Origin of the sequence: Anatilimnocola floriformis, assembly GCF_024256385.1 — a bacterium.
Taxonomy (GTDB): Bacteria; Planctomycetota; Planctomycetia; order Pirellulales; family Pirellulaceae; genus Anatilimnocola; species Anatilimnocola floriformis.
Genome location: NZ_JAMLFW010000001.1, coordinates 64916 through 88670 on the forward strand (window position 1 = coordinate 64916; position 23755 = coordinate 88670).

The 23755-nt window shown below is 59.1% G+C and carries 17 protein-coding genes; 8 read left to right on the forward strand and 9 right to left on the reverse strand.

Annotated features, from left to right (window positions below; genetic code table 11):
• Positions 1-173: 173 nt before the first annotated feature.
• A complete protein-coding gene (locus tag M9Q49_RS00265; protein ID WP_254506535.1) occupies positions 174-1505 on the reverse strand; it encodes a Gfo/Idh/MocA family protein in 1332 nt (443 codons plus the stop codon).
• Between the two features lie 191 nt (positions 1506-1696).
• Here M9Q49_RS00265 and M9Q49_RS00270 point away from each other — a divergent pair, with 191 nt between their 5' ends.
• A complete protein-coding gene (locus tag M9Q49_RS00270; RefSeq protein WP_254506536.1) occupies positions 1697-2896 on the forward strand; it encodes a hypothetical protein in 1200 nt (399 codons plus the stop codon).
• A 63-nt stretch (positions 2897-2959) separates the two neighbouring features.
• Positions 2960-4039: a tRNA dihydrouridine synthase DusB gene (gene dusB / locus M9Q49_RS00275; protein WP_254506537.1), complete on the forward strand. Its 1080-nt coding sequence runs from the start codon at positions 2960-2962 to the stop codon at positions 4037-4039.
• A 649-nt stretch (positions 4040-4688) separates the two neighbouring features.
• Here dusB and M9Q49_RS00280 read toward each other — a convergent pair.
• Positions 4689-6143 (reverse strand): amidohydrolase, encoded by a 1455-nt coding sequence (locus M9Q49_RS00280; protein WP_254506538.1) that lies wholly within the window; start codon positions 6141-6143, stop codon positions 4689-4691.
• Positions 6144-6266: 123 nt separating this feature from the next.
• Between M9Q49_RS00280 and M9Q49_RS00285 the strand changes: the two genes are divergently transcribed.
• Positions 6267-7115, forward strand: a complete 849-nt coding sequence (locus tag M9Q49_RS00285; protein ID WP_254506539.1) for an RluA family pseudouridine synthase — start codon at positions 6267-6269, stop codon at positions 7113-7115.
• 41 nt (positions 7116-7156) lie between these two features.
• Entirely contained in the window at positions 7157-9382 is a 2226-nt protein-coding gene (locus M9Q49_RS00290) for a tetratricopeptide repeat protein (protein WP_254506540.1), read from the forward strand.
• Between the two features lie 16 nt (positions 9383-9398).
• On the opposite strand, the gene rimO is transcribed toward M9Q49_RS00290, so the two are convergent.
• The gene (gene rimO / locus M9Q49_RS00295) at positions 9399-10841 is read right to left on the reverse strand and encodes a 30S ribosomal protein S12 methylthiotransferase RimO (protein WP_254506541.1); all 1443 of its coding nucleotides are present in this window, start codon (positions 10839-10841) and stop codon (positions 9399-9401) included.
• Between the two features lie 252 nt (positions 10842-11093).
• Between rimO and M9Q49_RS00300 the strand changes: the two genes are divergently transcribed.
• From M9Q49_RS00300 to M9Q49_RS00310, 3 genes are all read left to right on the forward strand, one after another.
• Positions 11094-11720, forward strand: a complete 627-nt coding sequence (locus tag M9Q49_RS00300) for a TetR/AcrR family transcriptional regulator (RefSeq protein ID WP_254506542.1) — start codon at positions 11094-11096, stop codon at positions 11718-11720.
• A 70-nt stretch (positions 11721-11790) separates the two neighbouring features.
• Complete coding sequence (locus M9Q49_RS00305) at positions 11791-13137, forward strand: efflux RND transporter periplasmic adaptor subunit (protein ID WP_254506543.1); 1347 nt, start codon at positions 11791-11793, stop codon at positions 13135-13137.
• 145 nt (positions 13138-13282) lie between these two features.
• Positions 13283-16546, forward strand: coding sequence for an efflux RND transporter permease subunit (locus M9Q49_RS00310; RefSeq protein WP_254506544.1), 3264 nt, complete (start codon positions 13283-13285; stop codon positions 16544-16546).
• Between the two features lie 237 nt (positions 16547-16783).
• On the opposite strand, the gene tgt is transcribed toward M9Q49_RS00310, so the two are convergent.
• The 5 genes from tgt to M9Q49_RS00335 form a co-directional block, all read right to left on the reverse strand.
• The gene (gene tgt / locus M9Q49_RS00315) at positions 16784-17914 is read right to left on the reverse strand and encodes a tRNA guanosine(34) transglycosylase Tgt (protein ID WP_254506545.1); all 1131 of its coding nucleotides are present in this window, start codon (positions 17912-17914) and stop codon (positions 16784-16786) included.
• Between the two features lie 86 nt (positions 17915-18000).
• A complete protein-coding gene (locus M9Q49_RS00320) occupies positions 18001-18678 on the reverse strand; it encodes an ExbD/TolR family protein (RefSeq protein WP_254506546.1) in 678 nt (225 codons plus the stop codon).
• Entirely contained in the window at positions 18675-19133 is a 459-nt protein-coding gene (locus tag M9Q49_RS00325) for an ExbD/TolR family protein (protein WP_254506547.1), read from the reverse strand. The genes M9Q49_RS00320 and M9Q49_RS00325 overlap by 4 nt, the downstream gene beginning before the upstream one ends.
• A gap of 3 nt (positions 19134-19136) precedes the next feature.
• Positions 19137-19787, reverse strand: coding sequence for a MotA/TolQ/ExbB proton channel family protein (locus tag M9Q49_RS00330; RefSeq protein ID WP_254506548.1), 651 nt, complete (start codon positions 19785-19787; stop codon positions 19137-19139).
• 653 nt (positions 19788-20440) lie between these two features.
• Positions 20441-21370 carry an endonuclease/exonuclease/phosphatase family protein gene (locus tag M9Q49_RS00335; RefSeq protein ID WP_254506549.1) on the reverse strand — a complete coding sequence of 310 codons (930 nt, stop codon included), beginning with the start codon at positions 21368-21370 and terminating at the stop codon, positions 20441-20443.
• A gap of 148 nt (positions 21371-21518) precedes the next feature.
• On the opposite strand from M9Q49_RS00335, the gene M9Q49_RS00340 reads away from it, so the two are divergent.
• Positions 21519-22619, forward strand: coding sequence for a prenyltransferase/squalene oxidase repeat-containing protein (locus M9Q49_RS00340; RefSeq protein WP_254506550.1), 1101 nt, complete (start codon positions 21519-21521; stop codon positions 22617-22619).
• A 35-nt stretch (positions 22620-22654) separates the two neighbouring features.
• On the opposite strand, the gene M9Q49_RS00345 is transcribed toward M9Q49_RS00340, so the two are convergent.
• Entirely contained in the window at positions 22655-23752 is a 1098-nt protein-coding gene (locus M9Q49_RS00345) for a hypothetical protein (RefSeq protein WP_254506551.1), read from the reverse strand.
• Between the last annotated feature and the right edge of the window lie 3 nt (positions 23753-23755).

Genomic DNA, 23755 nt, shown 5'->3' on the forward strand with positions numbered 1-23755 from the left:
TCGATTCGCTCCGCGATCGATGAATCACTACGATCTTGCGCTGGGCGCTGAGAACCGAAACGCCAAGCCCAATAACCTGCACGCAATGCCGTCGGAACCTCGCTGCGCGGGTTCCGTTGCCTATCGCGTGTTGATCTCCCTTCAACTTTCGCAGAGCGAAAGTCGACAATGGGTCAAATCTCGCTGAGCTTTGGCAGCAAATATGGCTTGCGATATTCGGCGCGCGTCAGGAATTGATTGGCGTCGCTATCGCCGACGAAGGTGTAGGTCTCTTTGTCGAACTTCAACTGCCGGCCGGCTCGCCAGGCGGCGTTGCCGAGATGGCAGAGGAGGCTTGAGGGATGGCCGACGGTTTCCAGGTCGGCGTTGGGCTTTTGGCGGGATCGCATGCAGTCGAGAAAATTCTTGGCGTGGCCGATGTCGTTGTAGCCGGCTTTGTCTTCCTTCACGAGCTTGCCCTTGGCATCGAAGGCCCGCCAACGGCTGTTGCCGATGACGACGTAGCCCTGATCGCCATAGACGGCGGCACCTTCTTCCTCTTCGTGCAGCGGATAGGAATTCCAGACTCGCATTTCGTAGGTGAGCAGATAGCCCGGCGCGAAATCGTACGTGGTCATCAGCGTATCGGGCCATTCCTGATCGTCGTCGAAATAATACTTGCCGCCGAGCGACGAAATGGCCCGCGGCATTTCAGGCACTTTCTCTCCCTTTGCCGCGGCAGCCGTTGTGAGGGCCCAGCGGGCCATGTCGAGCCGGTGGACACCGTCGTTACCGAGGTCGCCCGTGCCGTAATCGAAGAACCACCGCCAGTTGCCGTGGAACCGCATGGGGTTGAACTTGTGCAGCGGCGCGCTGCCAAGCCACATGTCGTAATCCACGCCGCTCGGAGTCGCCTGATCGGCAGCGTGGCCGATGCTCGGTTGCTTCGCGCTTTCCCAGGCCTTCGCAAATCGCACCTTGCCGAGCGGCCCGGGCTTCAGATATTCCATCAGGCTTAGCAGGTGCGGCCCGGTGCGGGCTTGTGTTCCCATCTGCACCACGCGCTTGTGCTTCTTCTGCGCGGCGACCATCGTTTGCCCTTCGATGATGTTGTGGCCGTCGGGCTTCTCCACATACACATCCTTGCCGGCCTGGCAGGCGTGAATCGTCGGCAGGGCGTGCCAGTGATCGGGCGTGCCGATGACGAGGGCATCGACCGCCTTGTCATCCAGGGCGGTCCGATAGTCTTTGATTCCCTGCGGTTTGCGGCCGGTCTGCTTCTCGACACCCGCAACTCGGGCCGCGAGCACGCTTTCATCGATGTCGCAGATATATTTCACGTCGACTTCGGGCAGGCCGGCGAACGCAGTCAGCACGTGGCCGCCGCGCCCCTTCACGCCGACCGCGGCGATGGTGATCTTGCCGTTGGCGAGCGATTTCGCTGGCTGGGCATAGGCCAGATGCTGAGTGCCAGCGTAGATGATGCCCGCGGCCAGGCTTTGTTCGATGAACTCGCGACGGAACATAAGAATCTCGCAGGAGAGGTGAAAGAGAGGTGGGTCGAACTGCGTTATTCTTTAGCACGGCGGCGGGCGCGACTCAAGCAACAGCCGGTTTTGGCGAACCGCCGTGGCGTTTTTGCGCAGGCGATTGAGTTCGCCACAACCGTACACGACGATGCCGGAATCGAAGACTTCTCTTGCCTGGAGGTTGCTCCATGACTTACAGCACGCGCTGGTCCATCCTGCTGATCGCGTTCATGGTTTCATTGCCTGCGATCTCGGCGCAGGAAACAAAGCCCGAGAGCAAACCCCAGAAGATCGATTTCAGCCGGGCTCGCGAACTCGCCCGCAAACGATCGCAAGGCGAGAAACTCACCGCGGAGGAAGAAGCTTTTGTGCGCCGCGCCTTGGATGCTTATCAGGCCTGGCAGCAACTCGAGCGTCTCACCGGTGGCGATCGCGCTGCGACTCCCCGCGCCGACGCACCAGCACCACCGGAAGGAAGATCGAGTGTCGGCTTCAAACCGCTTAATGAAATGACCGCCGATGACAAATACAAAGGCGAAGATGGCGGCCTGTTCGGCGAAGGAAAGAACAAGCCGCCGAGTTATTACTCGCAGTTCTTGGCCGATGCGAGCGTGAAGATCAAACCGCTCGACGCCGCCGGCAAGCCGGCGAAGGATGGCGTGATCGGAGTGATCTCGATCAGCATGTCGAATGCGACTCAGGAGTTTTCGATGTTCAAACGTATCGCCGATGCCGATGAGGCGAAGTCGCCGCGGGTGCGAATCGTCGACTGTGCCCAAGGTGGCCAGACCATGGCGCAGTGGGCCCCGCGCGATGCTCGGCCGTGGGAAGTCGCTGCGAATCTGCTCACGCAAGCCAAGGTCAGTCCGCAGCAAGTGCAAATCGCCTGGGTCAAACTCGCGAACGCTGGTCCCCGCGGCGATTTGCAAGAGCACGGTCGCAAGCTGGAGAAAGATACGCTCGCCGTGCTGAAAAACGCCCACGAGAAATTCCCGAACCTGCGCATGGTCTATCTTTCGAGCCGCATCTACGGCGGTTACGGAACGGGCATGCTCAATCCCGAGCCCTATGCCTACGAAGGCGCTTTTGTGGTGCGCTGGATCATTCAAGATCACATGAAACGCTTTGGCGGCCGCGGCTCGGTTGGCAACGATTACGGCTCGATGGGAATTACCTGGGGGCCTTATCTTTGGGCCGACGGCACGACGCCGCGGGCTAGCGATAAGTTGATTTACACCCGCGAAGACCTGGCCGGCGACGGCACGCATCCATCGCAGGAAGGCCGCAAAAAAGTGGCCGATCAGCTGCTGAATTTCTTCAAGACCGACTGGAACGCAAAACAGTGGTTTTTGAAGGAGTACTTGGACGATGATTTGGACCAGGATTAATTCGCACGAGGATTGCGACCGCGCCCCTTGGCGCAATCGCCCCCCGCACGGCAAACTGCAGGGATGAGCAGCGCCACATTACCTCAGGTCAAACCACTCTGGATCGGCAACGTCAAGGTTGATCCGCCGATCCTGCAGGCGCCGATGGCGGGTTTCACCAACTACGCCTATCGGCAAATCGTGCGGCAGTTCGGCGGCAGCGGCTTGCTGGCCACCGAAATGGTCAGCGCCCGCAGCTTTGTCTGGCTCGAAGATCACGAAGCCGAACACCCCGAGCGCCTGTGGGGCGTGAAGGAAGAGGCTCGGCCCCTCGCGGTGCAGATGTGGGACAACGATCCCGAAACGCTGGCCCGCGTCGGCGAACGGCTGGCCAATGAGTTCAAGGTGAGCGTCGTCGATCTCAACTTCGGCTGCCCGGTGAAGGACCTCACCGAGCGAGCTCACAGCGGTTCATACTTGCTCCGTTTTCCCGAGCGAGTGGGCGCGATTATCGAACGAGTCGTGAAAGCCTGCGCTCCCACGCCGGTCACGGCCAAGATCCGCCTCGGCTGTTCGCACGCCTCGATCAACGCCAACGAAATCGCCCGCGTCGTCGAGAACTCCGGCGCTGCCGCCCTCACCGTGCATGGCCGAGTCGCTTCTGATTTTTTCCGCGGCAGCGCCGACTGGGAAAAGATCAGCGAGATCAAACAGCATCTGAAAAAGATTCCCCTCATCGGCAACGGCGATCTCGATTCGCATCACAAGGTGATCGCCGCGTTTCAAAAATACGCGGTCGACGGCGTGATGATTGCCCGCGCTTCGCTCGGCCGGCCGTGGTTGTTTCAACAGTGCGCTGCCGCCCTCCGCGGTGAACCCGTCCCCGCCGAACCGACGCTCGACGAACAGCGCGACTGGATGCTCAAGCACTACGAGCTAGTCTGCGAGCGCTTTGGCGAAGATCGCGGCACGCTGCTGATGCGAAAGTTTGCCTGTAACTACGCATCGGGAAAGTCCGGCGCTCGCCACTTCCGCGGCGCGGTTGGCAAAGTGAATACCCGCGCAGAATTTCTCGCCGCCGTGGAAGAACATTTTCCCCGGCACGACAATCCCCAACTCTTCGAACCCCGCGACACGGCCGAGTGCGAAGAGTCGTGTGGATAATCTCTTGGTGATCCACTCGCATGGCGAGGTGCACTACGGTTGAAATGACAATCTACTGCCGGGCCTGCTGATAGTCCGTTGGAATTGCGAACACATCTGGTGGCGAAGGACCAACAACAACATTTCGCCACTCGACGGTCAATGCGATTTCTCCAATTCGGTTCATTGAGTAAGACCTGCGCGTTAGATGCGTGCTGTTGTCCACGTAAGTCACGTTGATGGGCTGATCCAATTCAGCTGGCAACGAACCCTCGTACCGGCTACATAGTGTTCCCTCGATCGCTTCCTGGCCCGTCAATCTCCAACTTAGGGGGCTCGCCTGTCCTGCAAGGGAAGCCAGGTTTGCACCCGGCTGAAAATGGCTTGTGTACGTTCGGCTAGCAGGAGTCAGCGTGTATCCAGATCCGGTATCAAGCCAAATAAAAATTTGCGTGCAAGTTTCGCCGTTATAGAGTTCGACGCGCATTTGCCCCCTGTCTCGATACACCCGACTCCATCGGCCGTCGGACCGCACAATGTCTGCGATGTACGACTCTGGGCGAGGCGGTAAAGAATCACTTTTAGTCATCGTAATGGCTTCACTGTTTTGAGTAGGCAGGAAGGAAGTCTAGGGCGTCGCGAAGCTCCAAACTCCACGATGACGGGCGGTCTATCGAATCGACTTCGGCGCCTTTTGCCCTTCCGGAATCAGCGTGATGTATTTGCGCTCTTCCATTCGCTTGCTGAAATCGGCTTTGGCAGCCGTCAGCGATTTGGGATCTTCCAGCAGGTCGAGCGTGGTGCAGGCCAGCACTTTGGCGGCGTACGAGATTCCTTTTTCGCCGATCGACGATCCGATGGCGGCGACGTTTTGCCAGCTGTGGCCTGGGGCGTCGTAGGCGAAGCATGCCGTGCGCAGGCCGCCGGTTGGCACGTGCCAGCTGATGTCGCCCACGTCGGTCGAGCCGCTTCCAGTGCCGGTTTTGGCGAGGCGATGGACTTCCTCATCGAGCGCGAGTTTAAACGTCGTGCCGAATTCGCGCGTGACCGACTCCTGCAGCCGCCGAGCAAAGGCGTGCTCTTCGGGAGTGAATTTCGGCGGGCCGACGCGCTCCAAGTTGGTAAGCATGATCGCGGAGAGGGGATCGTTGGGGATGATCTCATGGCAATCGGTGTCGATCTGCACGTTGACCGTGGTGCGCGTCATCTTCGCGGCGCCGTCGGCGATGTCGCGCAGCCAGGCAAAGTTGCGCTCGACATCGGCGTGGTTGTTCGCCCGCACGTAGTACCAAACCGTGGCCTTCGCAGGGACCACGTTCGGAGCGCCGCCGCCGTTGGTGATGACGTAATGCACGCGGGCGTCTTCCTTGAGATGCTCGCGCATGAAGTTCGCGCCGACATTCATCAGCTCAACGCCGTCGAGCGCGCTGCGTCCCTTATCGGGACTTCCCGAGGCGTGTGCCGTCACGCCGTTGAACGTGAACTTCGCCGAGACGGCGGCTTTCGATTCGCCGTACCAAACGTCGTTGCGAAACCCCGGATGCCAATGGAGACAGGCATCGAGATCCTTGAACTCGCCGGCCAGCGTCATGTAAACCTTGCCGATGAGCGTCTCCTCGGCGGGCGTGCCGTAGAGGCGAACGGTTCCTTTCAAACCATGCTTTTCGATGGCTGCTTTCACCGCGAGGGCGGCGCCGAGCGAAGCCGTTCCGAGGCCGCTGTGACCACAGCCGTGGCCCGGCGCGTCGGCAACGACTGGATCGCGCTGCGGCGAAACTTTTTGTGATAGACCGGGCAGTGCATCGTACTCGGCGAGGATACCGATGACGGGCTTGCCCGTGCCGAACTCGGCGACGAAGGCCGTCGGCATGTCGGCAACGCCGGTGCGGACTTTGAAGCCAGCTTTTTTCAGCTTTTCGACCAGCAGCGCCGACGAGCGCGTTTCTTCCAAACCCACTTCGGCAAATTCCCAAATCGCTTTGTTGGTTTCATTGAGCTCGGTTTGCCGGCCGTCCACATCGGCGACGGCAGTTTGGTGCGTCGGCCGCATAGGCTCGGCAGCGTGGAGATTGTTGCTAAGAATGCCGCAGAAGCACGCCGCGAGCACAGTCCTGAGTCGATTCATGGTTAAAATCGCTGGTGAGTAGTTGGGCGAAGAAGTCCGTTCGCCAACATACTCGATCAAATTCCCTCGTTCCAATTTCGCCGCCGCCCCATGCCTCAGCCAGTTCGTTTTCGTGCCGAAAAAATGTCCCAGCCGACGCGTCTCGATCGCGTGCTGCGCGATCGGTTTCCAGATTGGGGTCGGCAAGCGGTGCAACGGGCGATCGGCAGCGGCAAGGTACGACTCAACAGCAAACAAGTGCGGCTGTCGTCGTGGGAAGTGAAGAACGGCGATCAGATTGAAGTCGCCGATCCGCCGGCCGCGAAAACCGTCGCTGCCGTGCAGTGGGACGACGCTTGGATCATCGCCGAAGAGCGCGAGTTGATCGTCGTCAGTAAACCGGCCGGGCTCCTTTCGGAGCCGACGCGATTTTCGCCCGCGGCCAGTTTACTCGGCTTGGCGAAGGAGCGTTTTGGCGAGGTAATTTTGTTCCATCGCTTGGATCGAGATACCTCTGGCCTGCTGCTTCTCACCAGACCAGGGCCGATCAATAAATATTTGACGGCAGCGTTTCAAAACCACACCGTGCAGAAAGAATACGTCGCCGTCGTCGCTCGGCCGCATCGCTTAGAAGAATCGGGAACGATCGACGCTCGTCTCGGTCCGCACGAGGAACGCCGCGATCAAATGATGGTCGTCGAGCGCGGCGGTCAGCGGGCAGTCACGCGGTATGCACTCGAAGATGCGACCGACCGGTGGCAACTCGTCCGCCTCTGGCCGGAGACCGGCCGGACGCATCAATTGCGAGTCCATCTCACGCACCTCGGCGCGCCGATCCTCGGCGATCGTCTGTATGGTCCACAACCGCCGCGGGCGAATCGTTTGCATCTGCATTCGCAAAAAATCGCTCTCCCAGCCGGAGAAGGCTACGAGCCGCGCAGTTTTGCCTCACCGCTGCCGGCCGGTTTTTGGCCTGTCGAAAGGCAATCCTGAAGGCTGCATGGTAGGATCGTCGGTAGGAGTGCAAAGCCAACATGATGCGATCTCTAGTCCTTGCGATGCTGGGTTTGGTCGTTGCCACACACCAGCTTCACGCCCAACTCGACTTCGGCGGGATCACGCGCACCGACGCTACATCGCCGACAGAGTTGCCGGAAGTTTTAAAGCCTCTCGCGGCGCGTAGCGAAGCCGACGAAGATCAACTCACGGCCGCGGCCCACTATGCGCAGGGGCGTTTGCTGCATGCGAAGAAGAAGACCGCGCTCGCGCTGCAGCATTATCAGCGGGCGTGGCGATACGATTCCACTTCGCAGCAGTTGCTCGCCGAGATCGTGCCCGTGGCCTTTGAAGCCGGGCAGAGTGATGCCGCCGTGCGGTATGCAGTGATCGCCGCCGAACGAAATCCCAAGGACGATCTGCTCATCCGCCGCCTCGCCGTCTTTCTGACGAACAACCGCGAATATGAACGAGCGATTGGGCTGTACGAAAAAGCCCTGAATAAAGATGCGCAACTCAAGAACGGCATGCCGGAGGACATCACGGCGGCGACCGTCTATGGCGAACTCGCTCGGCTGTATTACCTCACGGAAAAATACGAAGCCGCGGCAGGAACCTATGCCATCCTCCGCCGAGCCGTGGAGGACAAGAACTCGCACTTCGACGAAGCCGCGCGAAAGTCGATTCTCGGCGACGCAGCGAAAACCTATTCGCAGTGGGGCGAGAGTTTTCTCGAAGCGGGCAAATACGACGATGCGGCGACGGTTTTCAAACAAGCTAACGAGGCAAAAGAAGATAAAACGCTCCTCGCGTTTCGGCTGGCGCGCGTGACGTTCGCGCAGAACAAACTAGAAGAAGCTCGCAAGCATTTGGAGGAATACTTTGCCGCGAAAAACGACTCCGCCGGCGATGATCCCTACGAGTTGCTCCGCAAGATTATCCTCAAGCAGGAAAAAAATCCCGCCGCTGCGCAAGAGCAATTCATTCAACGCCTGCGTGAACTCAACAAGGAACAGCCTGAGAATATTTCACTGGCGTTCGCACTCGCCGATGCCCTGTGGACGACGCGGCAGTTCGACACTGCCATTCCGCTGCTGACAAAAACGCTCCAGCAGCAGCTCGATGCCACCCGGTATGCGAAGCTGATCGAACATCTTTGGCATGAAAAACAGTATCGCGAGTTGCTCGCTGTTGCCGGGCAATTGGCCGAGCAAAAGAACTCGCTGACTTCGATTGAAAAGCTCGTACTGCGATTGAAAGATGACGCCGGCCTGGTGAAAGGCTGCATCTCGTTGACCCGCGAGCAAGCAGCGTCGACCGAACCGAAGCCGACCTACGGCCCGATTCTGGCGGCTGCAATTCTGGCGCGCGAAGCCGGCCAGTTGAAGGAAGCGGATGAGCTCTTTGGGAAGGTGCTCGAACTCGCGCCGCAGAAAACGCTCGACCTCCAAGTGAATTGGGCCGAAGGTTTGTTCCTCGCCGAGCAGCATCGGCCGGCGATCGAGATGTATCGCCAGATCCTCGCGGCCAAGCCGCGGAAAAACATTGCGACGGTCGTCAATTACTACCTCGCTTCGGCGCTGGCGATGGCAGGAGATACCGACGAAGCTCTGACGGCCATTCGCATTGCCTGCGAGGGAAATCCGGACAATCCTCGCTATGAAAGTCGCGTCGGCTGGATCTATTATCACGCCGAGCGCTGGCCGGAAGCTCGCGCGGAATATGAAAAGCTGCTGAAGAAATACGGCGAGAAACAAAACGCCGAGACTCGGCAAGTCGTGCGCAGTGCCCGCATGGTGCTGTCGAACCTCGCGCTAGAAACGAATGATTTTCCGCAAGCGGTTGAGCGGCTCGAGCAAGTGCTCGATGAATATCCCGAAGACGCCGGCGCACTCAACGATCTCGGCTATCTCTGGGCCGATCGCGGTTTGCATTTGCAGCGGGCGCTGCTGATGACTCAGCGGGCCGTGGAACTAGAGCCGGAGAACAAATCCTATCGCGACAGCCTCGGCTGGGCGCTCTATCGAGTGGGCCGTTTCGACGAAGCCGTGCGTGAACTAACGTCGGCCACCACCTTCGATCCAGCGGCAGGCGAAGAAGAGCCCGATGGCGTGCTGCTCGATCACTTAGGCGATGCATTCGCCAAGCAAGGCAAGCCTGCCGAAGCCAAGCGCGCCTGGCAACGGGCCGCGGCGGCGCTCGAGAAAGCCAAGGAGCTGAAAAAATTGGATGCGGTGCGACAGAAGCTGAAAGCAGCTTCGTAGCAACCGCTGGCGAAAACTACGCCTTGGCCAGCGAAAGGATCCGGCCGGGCTGCTCGCGCTTCAGTGGCTTATCGGCAGCGTAGCCGACCAGGTCGTAGTCCTGCACCGCGACGATTTGCACCGGCACGAGATCTCCCACCTTCAGTTTGATCCGATCGCCGGTGACAAACACCAGGCCATCGACATCCGGCGCATCGGCTTGGCTGCGGCCGATCCAGACGTTCTTCTCACCTTCGACAGGCTGATCGAGAATCACGTTCAGCGTCTTGCCGAGTTGAGCCTGATTCCAGGCGAACGCGTGGGCTTGTTGCACTTCCATCAGGCGAGCGCGGCGAGATTCTTTCAATTCTTCCGACAAGTGATCGGGCAAGTTGGCAGCCGGCGTGTCGGGTTCAAAGGAATAGGTGAAGACGCCCATCCGCTCGAAGTGCTGCTCCTGCGCAAACTGCATCAGCTCTTCAAAATCGGCATCGGTCTCGCCGGGGAAACCGGTGATGAACGTGGTTCGCAGTGTGAGGTTCGGAATGCGGCTGCGGAGTTTGCTCAGCAGCGCTTCGGTATCCTTCCGCGTCACACGGCGGGCCATGCGGCGGAGCATGTGATCGCTGGCGTGTTGCAGTGGGATATCGATGTACGGAATGATTCGCTTGCTGGTGGCGAGGACGTCAATCAGTTCATCGGTGATGTACATCGGATAGAAGTACATCAAGCGAATCCAATCGAGCCCTTGCACTTCGTCGAGTCGCTTGAGCAACTCCGCGAGGCGCGATTCACCGTAAATGTCCATGCCGTAGTAAGTGGTGTCTTGCGCGACGACGATCAACTCGCGCACGCCGTCGGCAGCGAGCTGCTCGGCTTCGGCGATGATTTCGTCCATCGGCTTGCTGGCGTGCTTGCCGCGCATCTTGGGAATCGCGCAGAAGGTGCAGAGGCGGTCGCAACCTTCGCTGATCTTCAAAAAGGCAAAATGCTTCGGCGTGATGCGGAGACGATCGCGATCGCTCAGCGCGCGAATCGGGGCCGGCTGAAAGACCGTCCGTTGCTCTTCGAGATTGCCGACCAATCGATCGGCGACTTTGGTAATCGCTTCGCGACCAAACACGCCGACCAGGTAGTCGATCTCCGGACGTTCGGTCAGCAGATCTTCCTTCTGCCGTTCGGCGAGACAGCCCGAAACAATCACCCCCTTCGTCTTGCCAGCCTTCTTCAGTTCCAGCATTTCGTCGATGGCCGTGAACGACTCGGTGCGGGCCCGTTCGATGAAACCGCAGGTGTTCACGACGACAAAGTCGGTTCCCTCGGGTTCATTCACCAGCTTGTAGCCGTCGATCTTCAGCAGCCCCAGCATCCGCTCGCTGTCGACCAGATTTTTGGGACAGCCCAGGCTGACGAAAGAGTACGTTCCCTTCGGCGCGTCGGCTTCGGGGACTTTGTTGAGCGATGGCTTGGATGCAGACATGAGAATCAACGGTTCAAGGCGGAAGATGCTTTGCAGGCAATCTTTCAGTCTAAGGCTGCCGGTCCACTTCGGGGAGGGCTAAAACGCCGCGGATTTTCTTGCGGGTCATGGCAAAACGGTGTGCCCTTACAGAATTGACATTGACGCGAAAGGGCAGTTTTTGAATGATAATGGCACCGGGCGGACCCGTCCGTCCGGCCTGTTGTTGAAATTCCGGATCACGCCGGCCGCCCTTATTTCTGGCTTGAATTGATGAACGCAACTCATTTGGCTTCAAAGCCTTCCGTCGAAGACAGGCCTGACGAGGCCCTCCTCCGCCGCTCCGACGAAATCCTCTCGGCTGCGGTCGAACTCTTTGCCCGCCAAGGCTTTGCAGCCACCGAAGTGCAGCAGATTGCTGACCGGGCCAACGTCGGCAAGGGGACCGTTTATCGCCACTTTGTGAATAAGGACAAACTCTTCCTGGCGGCGGCCGACCTGGGGCTGCGGCGGTTGAAAGATGCCGTGAACCAATCGGCCGAGGGGCAACCTTTGGACCGACTGCGGGCCGGCGTGGTGGCCTTCTTGCAGTTCTTTCGCGAGCACCCGGAGTTCGTCGACCTGATGATTCAGGAGCGGGCCCATTTTCGCGATCGCCAGTCTCCCACTTTCTTTGGTCGCAAGGATGACGAAATGACCTGCCGTTGGCGGGATGAGTTCAACGATCTCATTCGCCAGGGCGTGCTGCGGCCGTTGCCGGTCGAGCACCTGATGGACTTCATCGAGCAGTCGCTCTTCGGCGCTGTGCTCGTGCATTTTCTCGGCCAGCGCGATCCCGCGATGGCTGCCAGTGGCGACCGAGTCGCTGATCTGATTTTGAACGGAATCGCGGTGTCTTAACAACGATGCCTCAGAAATAACGTGCCCGCAACGACTCCCCAGAAATGACATCTGGATGAAATCGAAAACTATGAGTACTCAAGCTCGGTTTGCGTTCTTTGGTTCGCTCCTCACGATCGGCGTCGTGGCCATTGCCGGCTGTGGCTCGCATGGCAAGAAAACTCCCGACGCTCACGCGCAAGCCGAAAACGTCGTGGCCAAGCCGGTTGTCGTGACCGTCGCTGATCTGCAATCTCGCGCGGTGCAACGGCGGATTCCCGTCGTCGGCACGTTGCATGGTTTGGAAAAAATCCAAATCAGCGCCAAGGTCGCCGGCCGACTCGAAAAAGTGCTCGTCGACGTCGGCGATCGTGTGCAGCCCGGCACGAAGCTCGTCGAAATCAATCAGCTCGATTACAAACTCGCCGTCGACGAAGCTCAGCGAGCGCTCGAACGCGAACTGGCCAAACTGGGCCTCAGCGAGATTCCCAAGCAACGCTTTGATCCCGAATCGATGCCCGCGATGATGCGCGGCCGCCTGGTGGTGGCCAATGCCCGCCGCAAGGCCGAACGTTTTCGTGGGCTGCATGCAAAGAACGCAGTGACCGATCAGGAATACGAACAAGCGACAACCGATCTGCAAGTCGAAGAAGCCGCCCTGCAGCAAACCATGCTCGACATCCGCTCGACGCAAGCCGCGGTTCGCTACCAGCAGTCGGTGCTCGAAACAGCGCAGCGTCACTTTGCCGAAACAACCATCTACACGCCGCCCAGCGATTTCCCTTCATTGAGTGAACTCAAATTGACCGGCTGCGGCTACGTCGTCGCCCGCCGCATGGCCACGGCTGGTGAACTCGCCATCATCGGCAGTTCGCCTCTGCTCGAACTCGTCATCGACGACGCGCTCAAGCTCAAAGCCACCGTCCCCGAGCGCTACGCCAGCGAAGTTCACATCGGTCAAACGGTCGAGCTGAAAGTGGAAGCCTATCCGCACGATGTCTTCCACGCTCGCATCGCGCGGATCAGCCCGACCATCGACACCGAAAACCGCACGTTCGAAGTCGAAGCCCACGTTGCCAACCCGGACCATCGCCTGCAGCACGGCAGTTTCGCGAAGGCTTCGATCCTCACTCGCGCTGCCGACCAAGCCATGATGGCCCCGCTCGAGTCGCTTGTGACCTTTGCTGGCGTAACCAAACTCTTCTGCCTCGAAGGCGAATCTGTTCGCGAAATCCCGGTCGAACTCGGTGTTCGCGACGGCGGCTGGGTCGAAGTCATCGGCGAACTGCCAACCACCGGCGCTGTCGTCACCAGTGGTCAAACCCAACTCGCGGCTGGTTCGCGCGTCAGCATCCGTCAGCCGATCGCGGTCACGCCCGCGCTGTTGCCCACAACATCGCCGCACACCATCGCGCCTGTCGGAGCGATCACCGAGTAGTAGGGAAAGAGAGGAAGGGATGAAGAGAGGAAGAGCTGAAGCAACGCTCAGCACTTCATGCTCTTCCCCCGTACTCCCCAATCTCTTCATCTCTAACCTCTTCGTCCCTTCAACCCTTCGTCTCTTCCTCCAACCCAACTCCGCCATGAACGTCTGGGAACTCTGCATCCGCCGGCCGGTTTTCACCTGCATGCTGGTCCTCGCGCCAGTCGTGATGGGGATTGCCGCCTATCCGCAGCTGGGGGTCGATCTGTTTCCGAACGTCGACATCCCGACGGTCGTCATCACGACGACTCTCAAGGGGGCCGGCGTGGAAGAAATGGAATCGAGCGTCACCAAAGAAATCGAAGAAGCCGTCAATACGATCAGTGGCATCGACGAACTGAAGTCGACGACCAAGGAAGGCTTTTCGCAAATCGTTATCGCCTTCAAGCTCGCGAAGAATGGCGACGTTGCCGCGCAAGAAGTGCGCGACAAGATCTCGCAGATTTTGAATCGTCTGCCATCCGGCACCGATGCTCCGCTCGTCGATAAGTTTGCCGTCGATGCCGCGCCGGTCATGACCATCGCCGTCAGCGGCAAACGCGATGAACGCGAAGTCACCGAAATCGCCAAGAAACAAGTCAAAGAGAATCTGGAAACCGTCTACGGCGTCGGTGCGGTGACGATGGTGGGCGGTCGTCAACGCGCGATCAACATCATTCTCAACGTCGATCAGCTGGCCGCCTATTCGCTGTCGGCCGAAGACATTCGCCGCGCACTGCTGCGGCAAAATCTCGAAGTTCCCGGCGGCCGCGTCGACCAAGGTTCGCAAGAGCTTGTTTTGCGCACGATGGGCCGCATCGAGAAGGTCGCCGACTTCGCCAACCTGATTGTCGCTGACCGCAAGGACTATCCGGTTCGTTTGAAAGACGTTGGCCGCGTCGAGGATTCCTACGAAGAACCCCGCGGCCTGAGTCGCCTCGACGGCAACTCGGCCGTAAGTCTCGTGGTGCAAAAACAATCGGGACAGAACACGGTCTCGGTGGTGCACAGCATCAAAGATCAACTCGCCAAGATCAAAGAGATGCTGCCGCCGGATATTAATTACGCGGTGATTCGTGATCAGTCGCGGTTCATCGAGAGTAGCATCCACGAAGTGCAGTTCCACTTGGTGCTCGCTGCCGTGCTCGTCAGCTTGACCATTTTGCTCTTCATTCGCGATTGGCGGACGACGATCATCGCCACGGTGGCGATTCCCGCCTCGATGCTGCCGACGTTCGCGTTCATGATGGCGATGGGCTACACGCTCAATAACATCACGATGCTCGGCTTGATTCTTGCCATCGGCATCGTCATCGACGACGCGGTGGTGGTACACGAAAATATTTTCCGCCACATGGAAGAGTTTGGCCGCGACGCCGTCGCTGCCTCACGCTCGGCGACTTCCGAAATCGCGACCGCCGTGGTCGCCACGACGCTCTCACTCCTCGTGATCTTCGTGCCGGTTGCGTTCATGCAAGGGCAGGTGGGCCGCTTCTTCAATAGCTTCGGCTTTGTGGTCGGCTTTTCGATTCTGATGAGCATGTTTGTGTCGTTCACGCTCACGCCGATGCTCTGCTCGCGGTTTTTGGTCCTCGAAAAAGACAGCCATCACAAGAGCAAGGGTGGCATCGTTACGCGGATCATCGAAGGCTCGTATCGTTGGATTCTCGGTTGGTCCTTGAAACATCGCTGGGTGATCGTGGCCGTTTCGGTTGCGGTCCTATGTAGCACGCCGACGATTGCGGGCATGGTCGGCTTCGACTTCGTGCCAGTCGACGATCAAGGCGAATTCGAAGTCAGCATGACGTTGCCCGAAGGTTACTCGCTCGACCGCGCCGGTCAGCTGATGCGAGAAATGGAAACCGACCTGAAGACGCTGCCCGATGTGCGGCACATCTTCACGATCGTCGGCGATACGACGGGCCGCGTCGGCAAAGGCCAGGGTGACGTAACGCAGGCCAGCATTTATGTGCGACTGCCCGACGTCGGTCAGCGTGAATACACGCAGTTCGACATGATGCGCAAAGCTCGCGAAATGATGCAGCGCTATCCCGACATCCGCACTGCCGTGCAAGACGTCGGCGCGATCTCGGCGAGCGGCTTCAAGCAAGTCGACGTCGACCTCAACATTCGTGGCACCGACCTGGAAGAACTCCGCGTCATCTCCGACAAGGTCGCGGCCTGGCTGAAGTCGCGCGGATCGTACGTCGACGTCGACACCAGCTTGTCGCTCCGCAAACCGGAACTGCGCGTGCACATCGATCGCGATCGTGCGTCGAATCTCGACGTGCCGGTCGAAACGATCGCATCGACGCTGAACTTGCTCGTCGGCGGCGAACTGATCGGAAAGTACAAAGAGAAAGCCGATCAATACGATGTTTGGGTCCGGGCCGATCGCTCGTTCCGCGACGCGCCCGAAACCATCGACGCGTTGATGGTTCCCTCGCCGCAAGCGGGGCTCGTGAAACTCTCGAATCTCGCTCATCTCGAAAACGCGCAAGGCCCGACGTCGATCGAACGTCACAGCCGGCAACGACAGGTGGTGGTGGTTGCCAATCTCGAAGATATGCCCCTCGGCAAAGCCGTCGAAGAGATCGACGCTTACATGAAGTCGCTCAACCTGCCCGCCGGTTACCACCACGAGTTCCTCGGCCGGGCGAAGATGATGAAGGAATCGAACGGCGGCTTCCTCATCGCGTTCGGCTTGAGCTTCCTCTTCATGTACATGGTGCTCGCGGCCCAGTTCGAGAGCTTCGTCCATCCGATCACCATTCTGCTCGCATTGCCGCTCACGCTGCCGTTCGCGTTCCTGTCACTGTATCTACTCCGCACGCCGCTCGATATCTACGCGATGTTCGGCCTGTTCATGCTCTTCGGCATCGTGAAGAAGAACGGCATCTTGCAGATCGACTACACCAATGTGCTGCGAGCGCAAGGGATCGAGCGCGACAAAGCCATTCTCGACGCCAACCAAACTCGCTTGCGACCGATCTTGATGACCACACTCATGCTCGTCGCCGCGATGGTGCCGGTCGCGATGGGCCAGGGCCCCGGCGCCGGCAGCCGCGCGAGCATGGCCAAGGTCATCATCGGCGGCCAAAGTTTGTCGCTGCTCCTCACGCTGCTTCTCACCCCAGTCGCCTACTCGCTGTGGGATGATTTTGTGTTGCTGTGGAACAAATGGATCCTGCGAATCAAGCCGGCCGGACAGCCGCAGACCTCGCCGATTCCGAATCCACTTTCGCAAGCCGGCACTGAAACCGTCATCGACGGCATCGCGATCCATCATGCGAGTGAAGTTCCCTCGCCATCGGCGGTCTTCCAGCAGGTCATCACCGATCCTGACAGGCAAAGAGCGCTGAAGACAAATTCAATCGTGGCGTGAAGTCATTGTCGTCGTTCACTCCGTGAACGATGGGTTGAAGTGAACCAATCCGCGCGCCGCCGAAAGAGCTCCGCGAATTTCGGCCGTTTGGCGAGTGGAGTTGGTAGCTGAGTCTGTGTTTGAATTGAGAGCGAAGGCGACTTCCATTCGCCACCGCCGGAACTTCGCGGGGCTCGTTCCTTGGCACGTTTCAGGTTGACCTCAGCCCATCGTTTTCGGAGAAAACGACGACGATGGTCACTCCGCCGGATTCGGCGGGGATGAGCTCCAACCGGCGATCTTTTGATCGTAGTACTCCACAAACCGATCTTGCTCGATCGCGGCGCGGGCGCCGGCGAGCAGGCGTTGGAAGTAAGTGAGGTTGTGGGCGCTCAGCAGCATCGGCCCGAGCATTTCGTCGGCCATGAAGAGGTGGCGGATGTAGCCGCGGCTGTGTTGGCAGCAAGGACACGGACAGCCCGCTTCGACCGGTTGCGTGTCGAGCTGATGTTTCAGATTGCGGAGCTTGAGCGTGCCAGCATCGGTATATGCCGTGGCATTGCGGCCGTTGCGCGTCGGCAGCACGCAGTCGAATAGATCGATGCCGCGACGAACCGCGTTGAGCAGATCCATGGGCGTGCCGACGCCCATCAGGTAGCGTGGCTTGTTCACGGGCATCGCCGGACAAACTTCGTCGAGCACTTTGTACATTTCGGCCGGCGCTTCGCCGACGCTCAGGCCGCCGACCGCATATCCGGGGAAATCGAGCTTGGCGAGTTCTTCGGCGCACCAGATGCGCAACGCAGGATTGAGGCCGCCTTGCACGATGGCGAATTGCGCTTGCTCGGGACGCTTCGCCGCGGCCTGGCAACGGCCTGCCCAGCGGATGGTCCGTTCGCAGGCAGCGCGAATGGCGGCGTCTTCGGCGGGAAGGGCGATGACATGGTCGAGCACCATGGCCACATCGCTGCCGAGGTCTTCTTGAATCTGAATCGCTCGCTCCGGCGACAGCTCGAGCAAACTGCCGTCGATATGTGAACGAAAGACGGCTGCTTGCTCGCTGATCTTGGTCATCTGCGCGAGGCTGAAAAGTTGAAAGCCGCCGCTATCGGTCAGGATCGGGCCGTTCCAGCGCATGAAGCCATGCAGCCCACCGAGTTCCTTCACCACGCGTTCGGTCGGGCGCAGCGCGAGGTGATAGGTATTGCTGAGAACCATCTGCGCGCCGGTGTTGCCCACCATGTCGATGGTCAGCCCCTTCACGGTGCCTTGCGTGCCGACCGGCATGAAGGCGGGCATTTCGACCGGGCCGTGCGGCGTGTGAAAGGTGCTGCGGCGGGCGCGGCAATGAGCGTCGGTGTGATGGAGCGTGAAGTGAAAGCGCGTCATGCGAGGTACGAAAGAGCGTTAGGCTGCCAGAGTGGTGCAAAAGCCGGTAAACCACCGAGTCGAGCCCGGTGGCGATGAATCGTGGTCTACTTTTCGAGATCTTCCCTGACCAGCAGACTGATGTTGCCGACGCGGGCAGCAGCGCCGGCATCGAAGACGCGGATCGCGGCGCCGTGGCTGGCGTCGGCTGCAGCAATGACGACCAGCGTCAGCGGTTTGCCACCGGCGTCGGCTACGGCGGCTTGGATTTTCATCCGCAGATCTTGATCGCTGAAGCACTGCTCGTCGTCGATCCAGAACGTGTCGTCATCCTGAATGGTCACCTTCAGCGTGTCGCTGTCTGGCGAGGCTTCGGTGACCGAGCGGCCCCCACCCTTGTCCGTGGCCTTCTGCGGATTGGGTAGGTTCATCACCGCTTGCAGCGCAGCCATCGAGGTGGTGAGGAAGAAGATGAGCAGAAAGAACACGATGTCGACCATCGGCGTCATGTCGATGAGGTCTTCGTGCGGCTTGTCCTTCGGCCCCATCAAGCCGTGATCTTCGTGGTCCTCGTCATGCTCATCGTCATCGTGGTCGTCAAAATCATGTTCATGATGATCGTCGTGCTGCGCAGCCGGCGGCGAGGCAACTGGTGGCGCGGCGGCCGTTGCGGCGGGAACGAGGATGCCTGCCGAGCACTTTGGGCAGCGGACTTTGCGGCCGGCATGTTCGTCGGCTGCTTTGATGGGATTCTGGCACTGGGGGCAAGCAAAGGAGATGCTCATTCGTGCTTCTCCTCCTTGCCCGATGCTTCCATCACGGCGACGTGCAACGTCATGTCTTCCCGCAGGGCGATCCCCACGATGCGCTGAATCTCGCGCAGGCGAACGGCTTTTTGAGCTTTGATCAGCAGCTTGGTTTTCTTCGCGGCCTGCGCGATATCCGAAGCTTTGTTGATGCGGTCTTCCTGCACGCCCGGGTCGGTAAATTCCCCTTCGACTCCCTCGAGCTTGACCGCGACGAAGTTCGGATCGGGGCCGGCCATAACGACGATGGTCATGGTTTCGTCGAGCTCGAGCGGCGCAGCATGCATGGCCGTCGGCATGTCGGGAATCTCTCCGCCCGCCTTGGTGATGAACAAGAACATGAAGTAAATGTTCATCAAGAAAACGAGATCGATCATCGCTGTGATGTCGAACTCGGCATCGTCATGATGCTTTTTATGTGGCAATAGCGACATGCACTAAGCCGCCCGCTTCATAGGATCTTTGCTGGGTTTGAGCAGGAGCAGGACTTTCAGCATGCCGGCCTGCGTCGCTTCCAGCAATTTGCGGAGGCGGTTCTGAATCGAGGCCAGCAGAAAGTTGAACGGAATAGCCGTCAGCAGACCGAGGGCGGTGCAGATGAGGGCGATCGAAATATCCTTCGCGATATGGTGCGGCTCGACCTTGGCACCGCTACCGATGGTGCTGAACGCCGCCATCATCCCCATCACCGTGCCGAACAAGCCGAACAGCGGGCCGGACTTGATCACCACCGCGACCCAGCCGGTGCGGTAATCGAAATCGGTCACCACGTCGCCCATCAACGTTTCGGTCACCATCTGCTTCACGTGTTCGTAGCCGAGCTCGCGATTGGTGAGGGCCAGGTGAGTGAGCTGCGGCACGGCGCGAATGTCTCCTTCGCAGAGGGCGGTCGCTTCGTCGTATTCGCGATTCTTGAGCTTGGCCAGCAGTTCGTCCATGAACGCGTTGTATTCGTTGCGGTTGGCAAAGCCGAACTGCGACAGCCGGCGATAAGCCGTGACGATGCAATACAAACCCCACAGAAAGTTGAGCGCGAGCATCACGTAACACAACTTGTCAACGATCGGGGCAATCGCACTGATATTCATCGCGGCTCCAGAGCAGAATCAAATCCGGCAACAGACACCGGGCAGTGTTCGCAAGAAACGCGGTCGCAAGAAACGACGGCTGCCGGGTAGACTTTTGATTGTGAACGGCGGGGTTGAGTTTTGCAACCAACGGAACCGATGGAGGGGGATTTTGCAGGTTACTTTTGGTTATGGGTTGCAGAACGCGTGCTTGATTTATTTGCGTGGAGATTGTCGGTGGAAAAACGCTGGCCAGCGATAGTGGACAAGTGTATAGTACGCGTTGGCGTTGTTCGCGCATTGCTCTCTCACAATTTGGTTGTCGGGATCTTGAGGAAGAGCCTCAGAGAATGCGGTTGCTGTGATGCTGGGAAGTGAAGTGTTGTGGAACAACAACGAATGGTTGTGGCCGCGAAGGATGGGAAAAATAAGGGTTGCGTGGCGGCGGACCGCGGCAAGCCGATGCGGGCAAGTGACTTGTGGCGACCTGGATGTGCGCAACACTTAGCAACAACGTAGTAAGCAGGTGTTGTGGAAATGTTGTGGAAAAATGGCGGTTTTTGGCGTAAATGATGGCTGGGCAATTGCTTTCAGCGAATGAGTTTCAACAGCACAAGTGTTGTATGTTCGGACGCGAAGGAAAGCTAAGGGAATGGTGTTGCTCGCTCGGTGGTTCACTTCGTGAGCACTTCAGCGACCACGGCGCGATGGTCGGACGGGTAGGGCGTGACGATGATGTCGGCGGTGGTTTTGTTTTCGCCCACGACTTCTGCCGATTTGATGGTGAGCTTATCGCCGTGGGCGAAGACGAAGTCGATGCGGTCGTGGTGGTCTTTGGGGTCGGCGGGTTTGGTAAGCGGGGTCCAAGTCAGGCCGGGGTTTTTGATGGGATCGGCGTGGATCGTGCGATACGCATCGCGAAAGCCAGCGGCGACGACGGCGTGGGTGCTGGGCCATTCGACGGCGAGGGGGCAGAGTTTTTGTTCGGCGGCAGCGGCGGTCCAATCGTGGTGTGAGGGTTCGTTGAAGTCGCCGGTGAGAAAGATCGGCGTTTTCTCCGAAACGATGTCGCGGACTTCGGCGAGCAGGCGTTCGACTTGGGCACCGCGAGCGGATTTGGCCGCGGCGATGGCTTCTTCGGCGGTCTTGAGGAAGGGGCCATTGTGGTAAGGAATGCTGAGGAGTTGGTAGGGCTGATACGGCGCGTGGGCGAGGTGAGCGTTGAAGTGGTAGAGCGTGCGGCCAGTGGGCGTTTCGAGGCGGACGCCCCATTTGCGCGGCGTGGCGGTGACGATTTTGAAGCGGCTGATGATGGCGGTGTTGCCTCCTTGATCGAGATGATTCCAGCCGAGCCGCTTGGCGATTTCGGCCGAGCGATCGGGTCGCGGGCCACTCGCGGCGAAACTGGTGGTCTCTTGCAGACCGACGATATCGGCGCGGGCTTGCTTGATGACTTCGACGGTTTGATCGAGTGGTTGTTTGCCGGCATCGCCGCCGTGCCAGAGGTTGAAGCTCATGACGCGGATGGTTTCGGCAGCAGGTTGGGCATGCGACACACTGACGAAGGACAGGAGACAGGCGATGGCGAAGATGTTGCGAAACATAAGGTGCGATGTGAACGAGTGGGAACGCTTGATTCTCGCCGGCGACTACTGGCCGTTGGCGGGTTTCCTGCGGATAATCGGAGGTCGAATTTCTATTCTGTCTGTTGCCCGCCAGATAGCAACGGCGTTTCTTTCACGAGGATCAGTTATGTTGCGTCGTTCTTTCGTCGTTATTTGCTGCGTGACGGTCGCGGCGAGTTCGCTGGCCGGTTCTGTTCAGGCTCAGACCAAAACGTACGATCAGATGGTCTCGCAGGCCATCGAGTTCTTGGCGACGAAGTCGCAAGCTGCCGATGGCTCGTACAACTCGAAGGCTGGGCCGGCCGTCACCGCGCTGGTGACCGCGGCGATTCTCAAGCACGGCCGCTCGCCTGAAGATCCGCATGTGGCGAAGGCGCTGAAGTATCTCGAAGGCTTTGTGCAACCCGACGGCGGGTTTTATGCGCCGGAATCGAACAACAAGAACTACGAAACGGCCCTCGGCCTGCTCGCGTTCAGCCTGGCGAATAAGAACGGCAAGTACGACGCGCTGCTGAAGAAAGGCGATGCCTTTGTAAAAAGCATTCAGTGGGGTGCGACCGATGGCAAGGTGGCCAGCGATGTCGAGTTTGGCGGCGCGGGTTACGGCCGGAGCAAGCGGCCTGACTTGTCGAACACCAGCTTCTTTCTCGATGCTTTGAAGGCCACGGGCAACGACGAAAACAGCGAAGCCATCAAACGGGCTTTAATCTTTGTTTCCCGCTGCCAGAATCTGGAAACGGAACACAACACGACGCCGTTCGCCGCCAAGAAACCGGACGGTGGTTTCTATTACACGCCGGCTGCTGGCGGCTCGAGTCAGGCCGGTGTGGATGAATCGACAGGTGCGCTGCGGAGCTATGCTTCGATGAGCTACGCCGGGCTGAAGAGCATGATCTATGCGGGCGTGAAGAAGGACGATGCTCGCGTGGTCGCGGCCAAGAAGTGGCTGGCGAAGAACTACGACTTGAAGAGCAACCCGGGCATGGGCCAGGCTGGACTCTACTACTACTACAACACGATGGCCAAGGCGCTGGAAGCGCTCGGCGAAGACAAGTTTGTCGACGAAGCGGGCGTCGCTCACGACTGGCGGAAAGAACTCGTCGAAACACTCGCCGCCGCCCAACAAAAGGACGGCAGCTGGGTGAACGAAACCAACCGCTGGATGGAAGGCGACTCGGCGCTCGTCACAGGTTACGTGCTGCTCGCGCTTTCGCACTGCAAGAAGTAATTGCTGCCAGATCGCGCAATTGCTCCTCGTAACATTTATTTCCGCGGTGTGATAATCAGAGCACCGTCGGCCGCTTCGATGATCAGGTCGTGGCGCACCTTTGCTTCATAGAGGAGCTGCCCGGCCATTCGGTTAATACCTGCCTGATAAATCAGTGGTTGGGTAACGATCTGACAGCGCAAGAAAGCGTTGCGAACTCCCTTCACTTCGCCACGTGGATAGTTGATCGCCACCCAGCGAAATTTCCCACCCGACTCCATTTCGACATACGCCAGCGAATCGTTTTTCGTGCTATATCGGATGTTCCAGGCATCGAATGGATGGACAACGGGGCCTTTCACGTTTGTCACACCGTCGAGCCATTGCAGGAACTCCGTCATGGCGGTGTCATCGATCGGCTGGTCGTCGATGGCTATCAGCCTGCCGTGACAATACTCGCATGAGTGGGCTTCCCAAAGTTCAGTGGCAGGCCACTTCCACAAGCCATGCCACTGAGTATCGAGCCATTCCTGCGATGCTGTACCCTCCGGCCTGGCTTTGGTCAGTTTCCAAGAGCCGACCATGCGGTCGTCGAGATAGGTCCCTTCCGTTAGCTCCAGGTGCTCATTCTGCAGAAACTTTCCCTGCATCCTCCCGATCGCATCTTTGTGCAACTCCTTCGTCGACTTGCCGGCTTCGTCGAACTCACGGGTCGAGTGAACCGGCGCGCTGGGATTGGTCGGCGTTGCCCGGCGCCTGATATCTTCATAACGCAGCGTGCCCGCGTCGTCGTATGTGCGCGCAAGCCATTCGTCAGCGGCCACGCCGAAGCGATTCTCTTTGATCATCTGACCGGTAGCGCGGCTGAACGTGCTCCTCTTCTCAAAGCGACCGTTGTGATAGGTCGCTTCCGCAACGAGTCGGCCATTGCGATAGCCACGAACGGGTCCGTAGATCCGCGACCCTAAGGGAGTGCGGTGTTTGGTAACCACAAGACGATCAATATCGGTCCCCAAGAACTCGGCGTCGAAATAAACTTCCTGCCAAGGCCAAGCCCAGTAGCCGAAGATGGCAGCGATGACCGCAGTGATGATAAACGCCAAGCGCAGAGAAAATCGGGGGAACCAGCGGCGGAGAGGCATGGGCTGCGACATGCG

Coding starts and splice junctions, on each gene's coding strand:
- M9Q49_RS00265 (WP_254506535.1), bottom strand. CDS start 1,505: ATGTTCCGTCGCGAGTTCATCGAACAAAGCCTGGCCGCGGGCATCATC.
- M9Q49_RS00270 (WP_254506536.1), top strand. CDS start 1,697: ATGACTTACAGCACGCGCTGGTCCATCCTGCTGATCGCGTTCATGGTT.
- dusB (WP_254506537.1), top strand. CDS start 2,960: ATGAGCAGCGCCACATTACCTCAGGTCAAACCACTCTGGATCGGCAAC.
- M9Q49_RS00280 (WP_254506538.1), bottom strand. CDS start 6,143: ATGAATCGACTCAGGACTGTGCTCGCGGCGTGCTTCTGCGGCATTCTT.
- M9Q49_RS00285 (WP_254506539.1), top strand. CDS start 6,267: ATGTCCCAGCCGACGCGTCTCGATCGCGTGCTGCGCGATCGGTTTCCA.
- M9Q49_RS00290 (WP_254506540.1), top strand. CDS start 7,157: ATGATGCGATCTCTAGTCCTTGCGATGCTGGGTTTGGTCGTTGCCACA.
- rimO (WP_254506541.1), bottom strand. CDS start 10,841: ATGTCTGCATCCAAGCCATCGCTCAACAAAGTCCCCGAAGCCGACGCG.
- M9Q49_RS00300 (WP_254506542.1), top strand. CDS start 11,094: ATGAACGCAACTCATTTGGCTTCAAAGCCTTCCGTCGAAGACAGGCCT.
- M9Q49_RS00305 (WP_254506543.1), top strand. CDS start 11,791: ATGAGTACTCAAGCTCGGTTTGCGTTCTTTGGTTCGCTCCTCACGATC.
- M9Q49_RS00310 (WP_254506544.1), top strand. CDS start 13,283: ATGAACGTCTGGGAACTCTGCATCCGCCGGCCGGTTTTCACCTGCATG.
- tgt (WP_254506545.1), bottom strand. CDS start 17,914: ATGACGCGCTTTCACTTCACGCTCCATCACACCGACGCTCATTGCCGC.
- M9Q49_RS00320 (WP_254506546.1), bottom strand. CDS start 18,678: ATGAGCATCTCCTTTGCTTGCCCCCAGTGCCAGAATCCCATCAAAGCA.
- M9Q49_RS00325 (WP_254506547.1), bottom strand. CDS start 19,133: ATGTCGCTATTGCCACATAAAAAGCATCATGACGATGCCGAGTTCGAC.
- M9Q49_RS00330 (WP_254506548.1), bottom strand. CDS start 19,787: ATGAATATCAGTGCGATTGCCCCGATCGTTGACAAGTTGTGTTACGTG.
- M9Q49_RS00335 (WP_254506549.1), bottom strand. CDS start 21,370: ATGTTTCGCAACATCTTCGCCATCGCCTGTCTCCTGTCCTTCGTCAGT.
- M9Q49_RS00340 (WP_254506550.1), top strand. CDS start 21,519: ATGTTGCGTCGTTCTTTCGTCGTTATTTGCTGCGTGACGGTCGCGGCG.
- M9Q49_RS00345 (WP_254506551.1), bottom strand. CDS start 23,752: ATGTCGCAGCCCATGCCTCTCCGCCGCTGGTTCCCCCGATTTTCTCTG.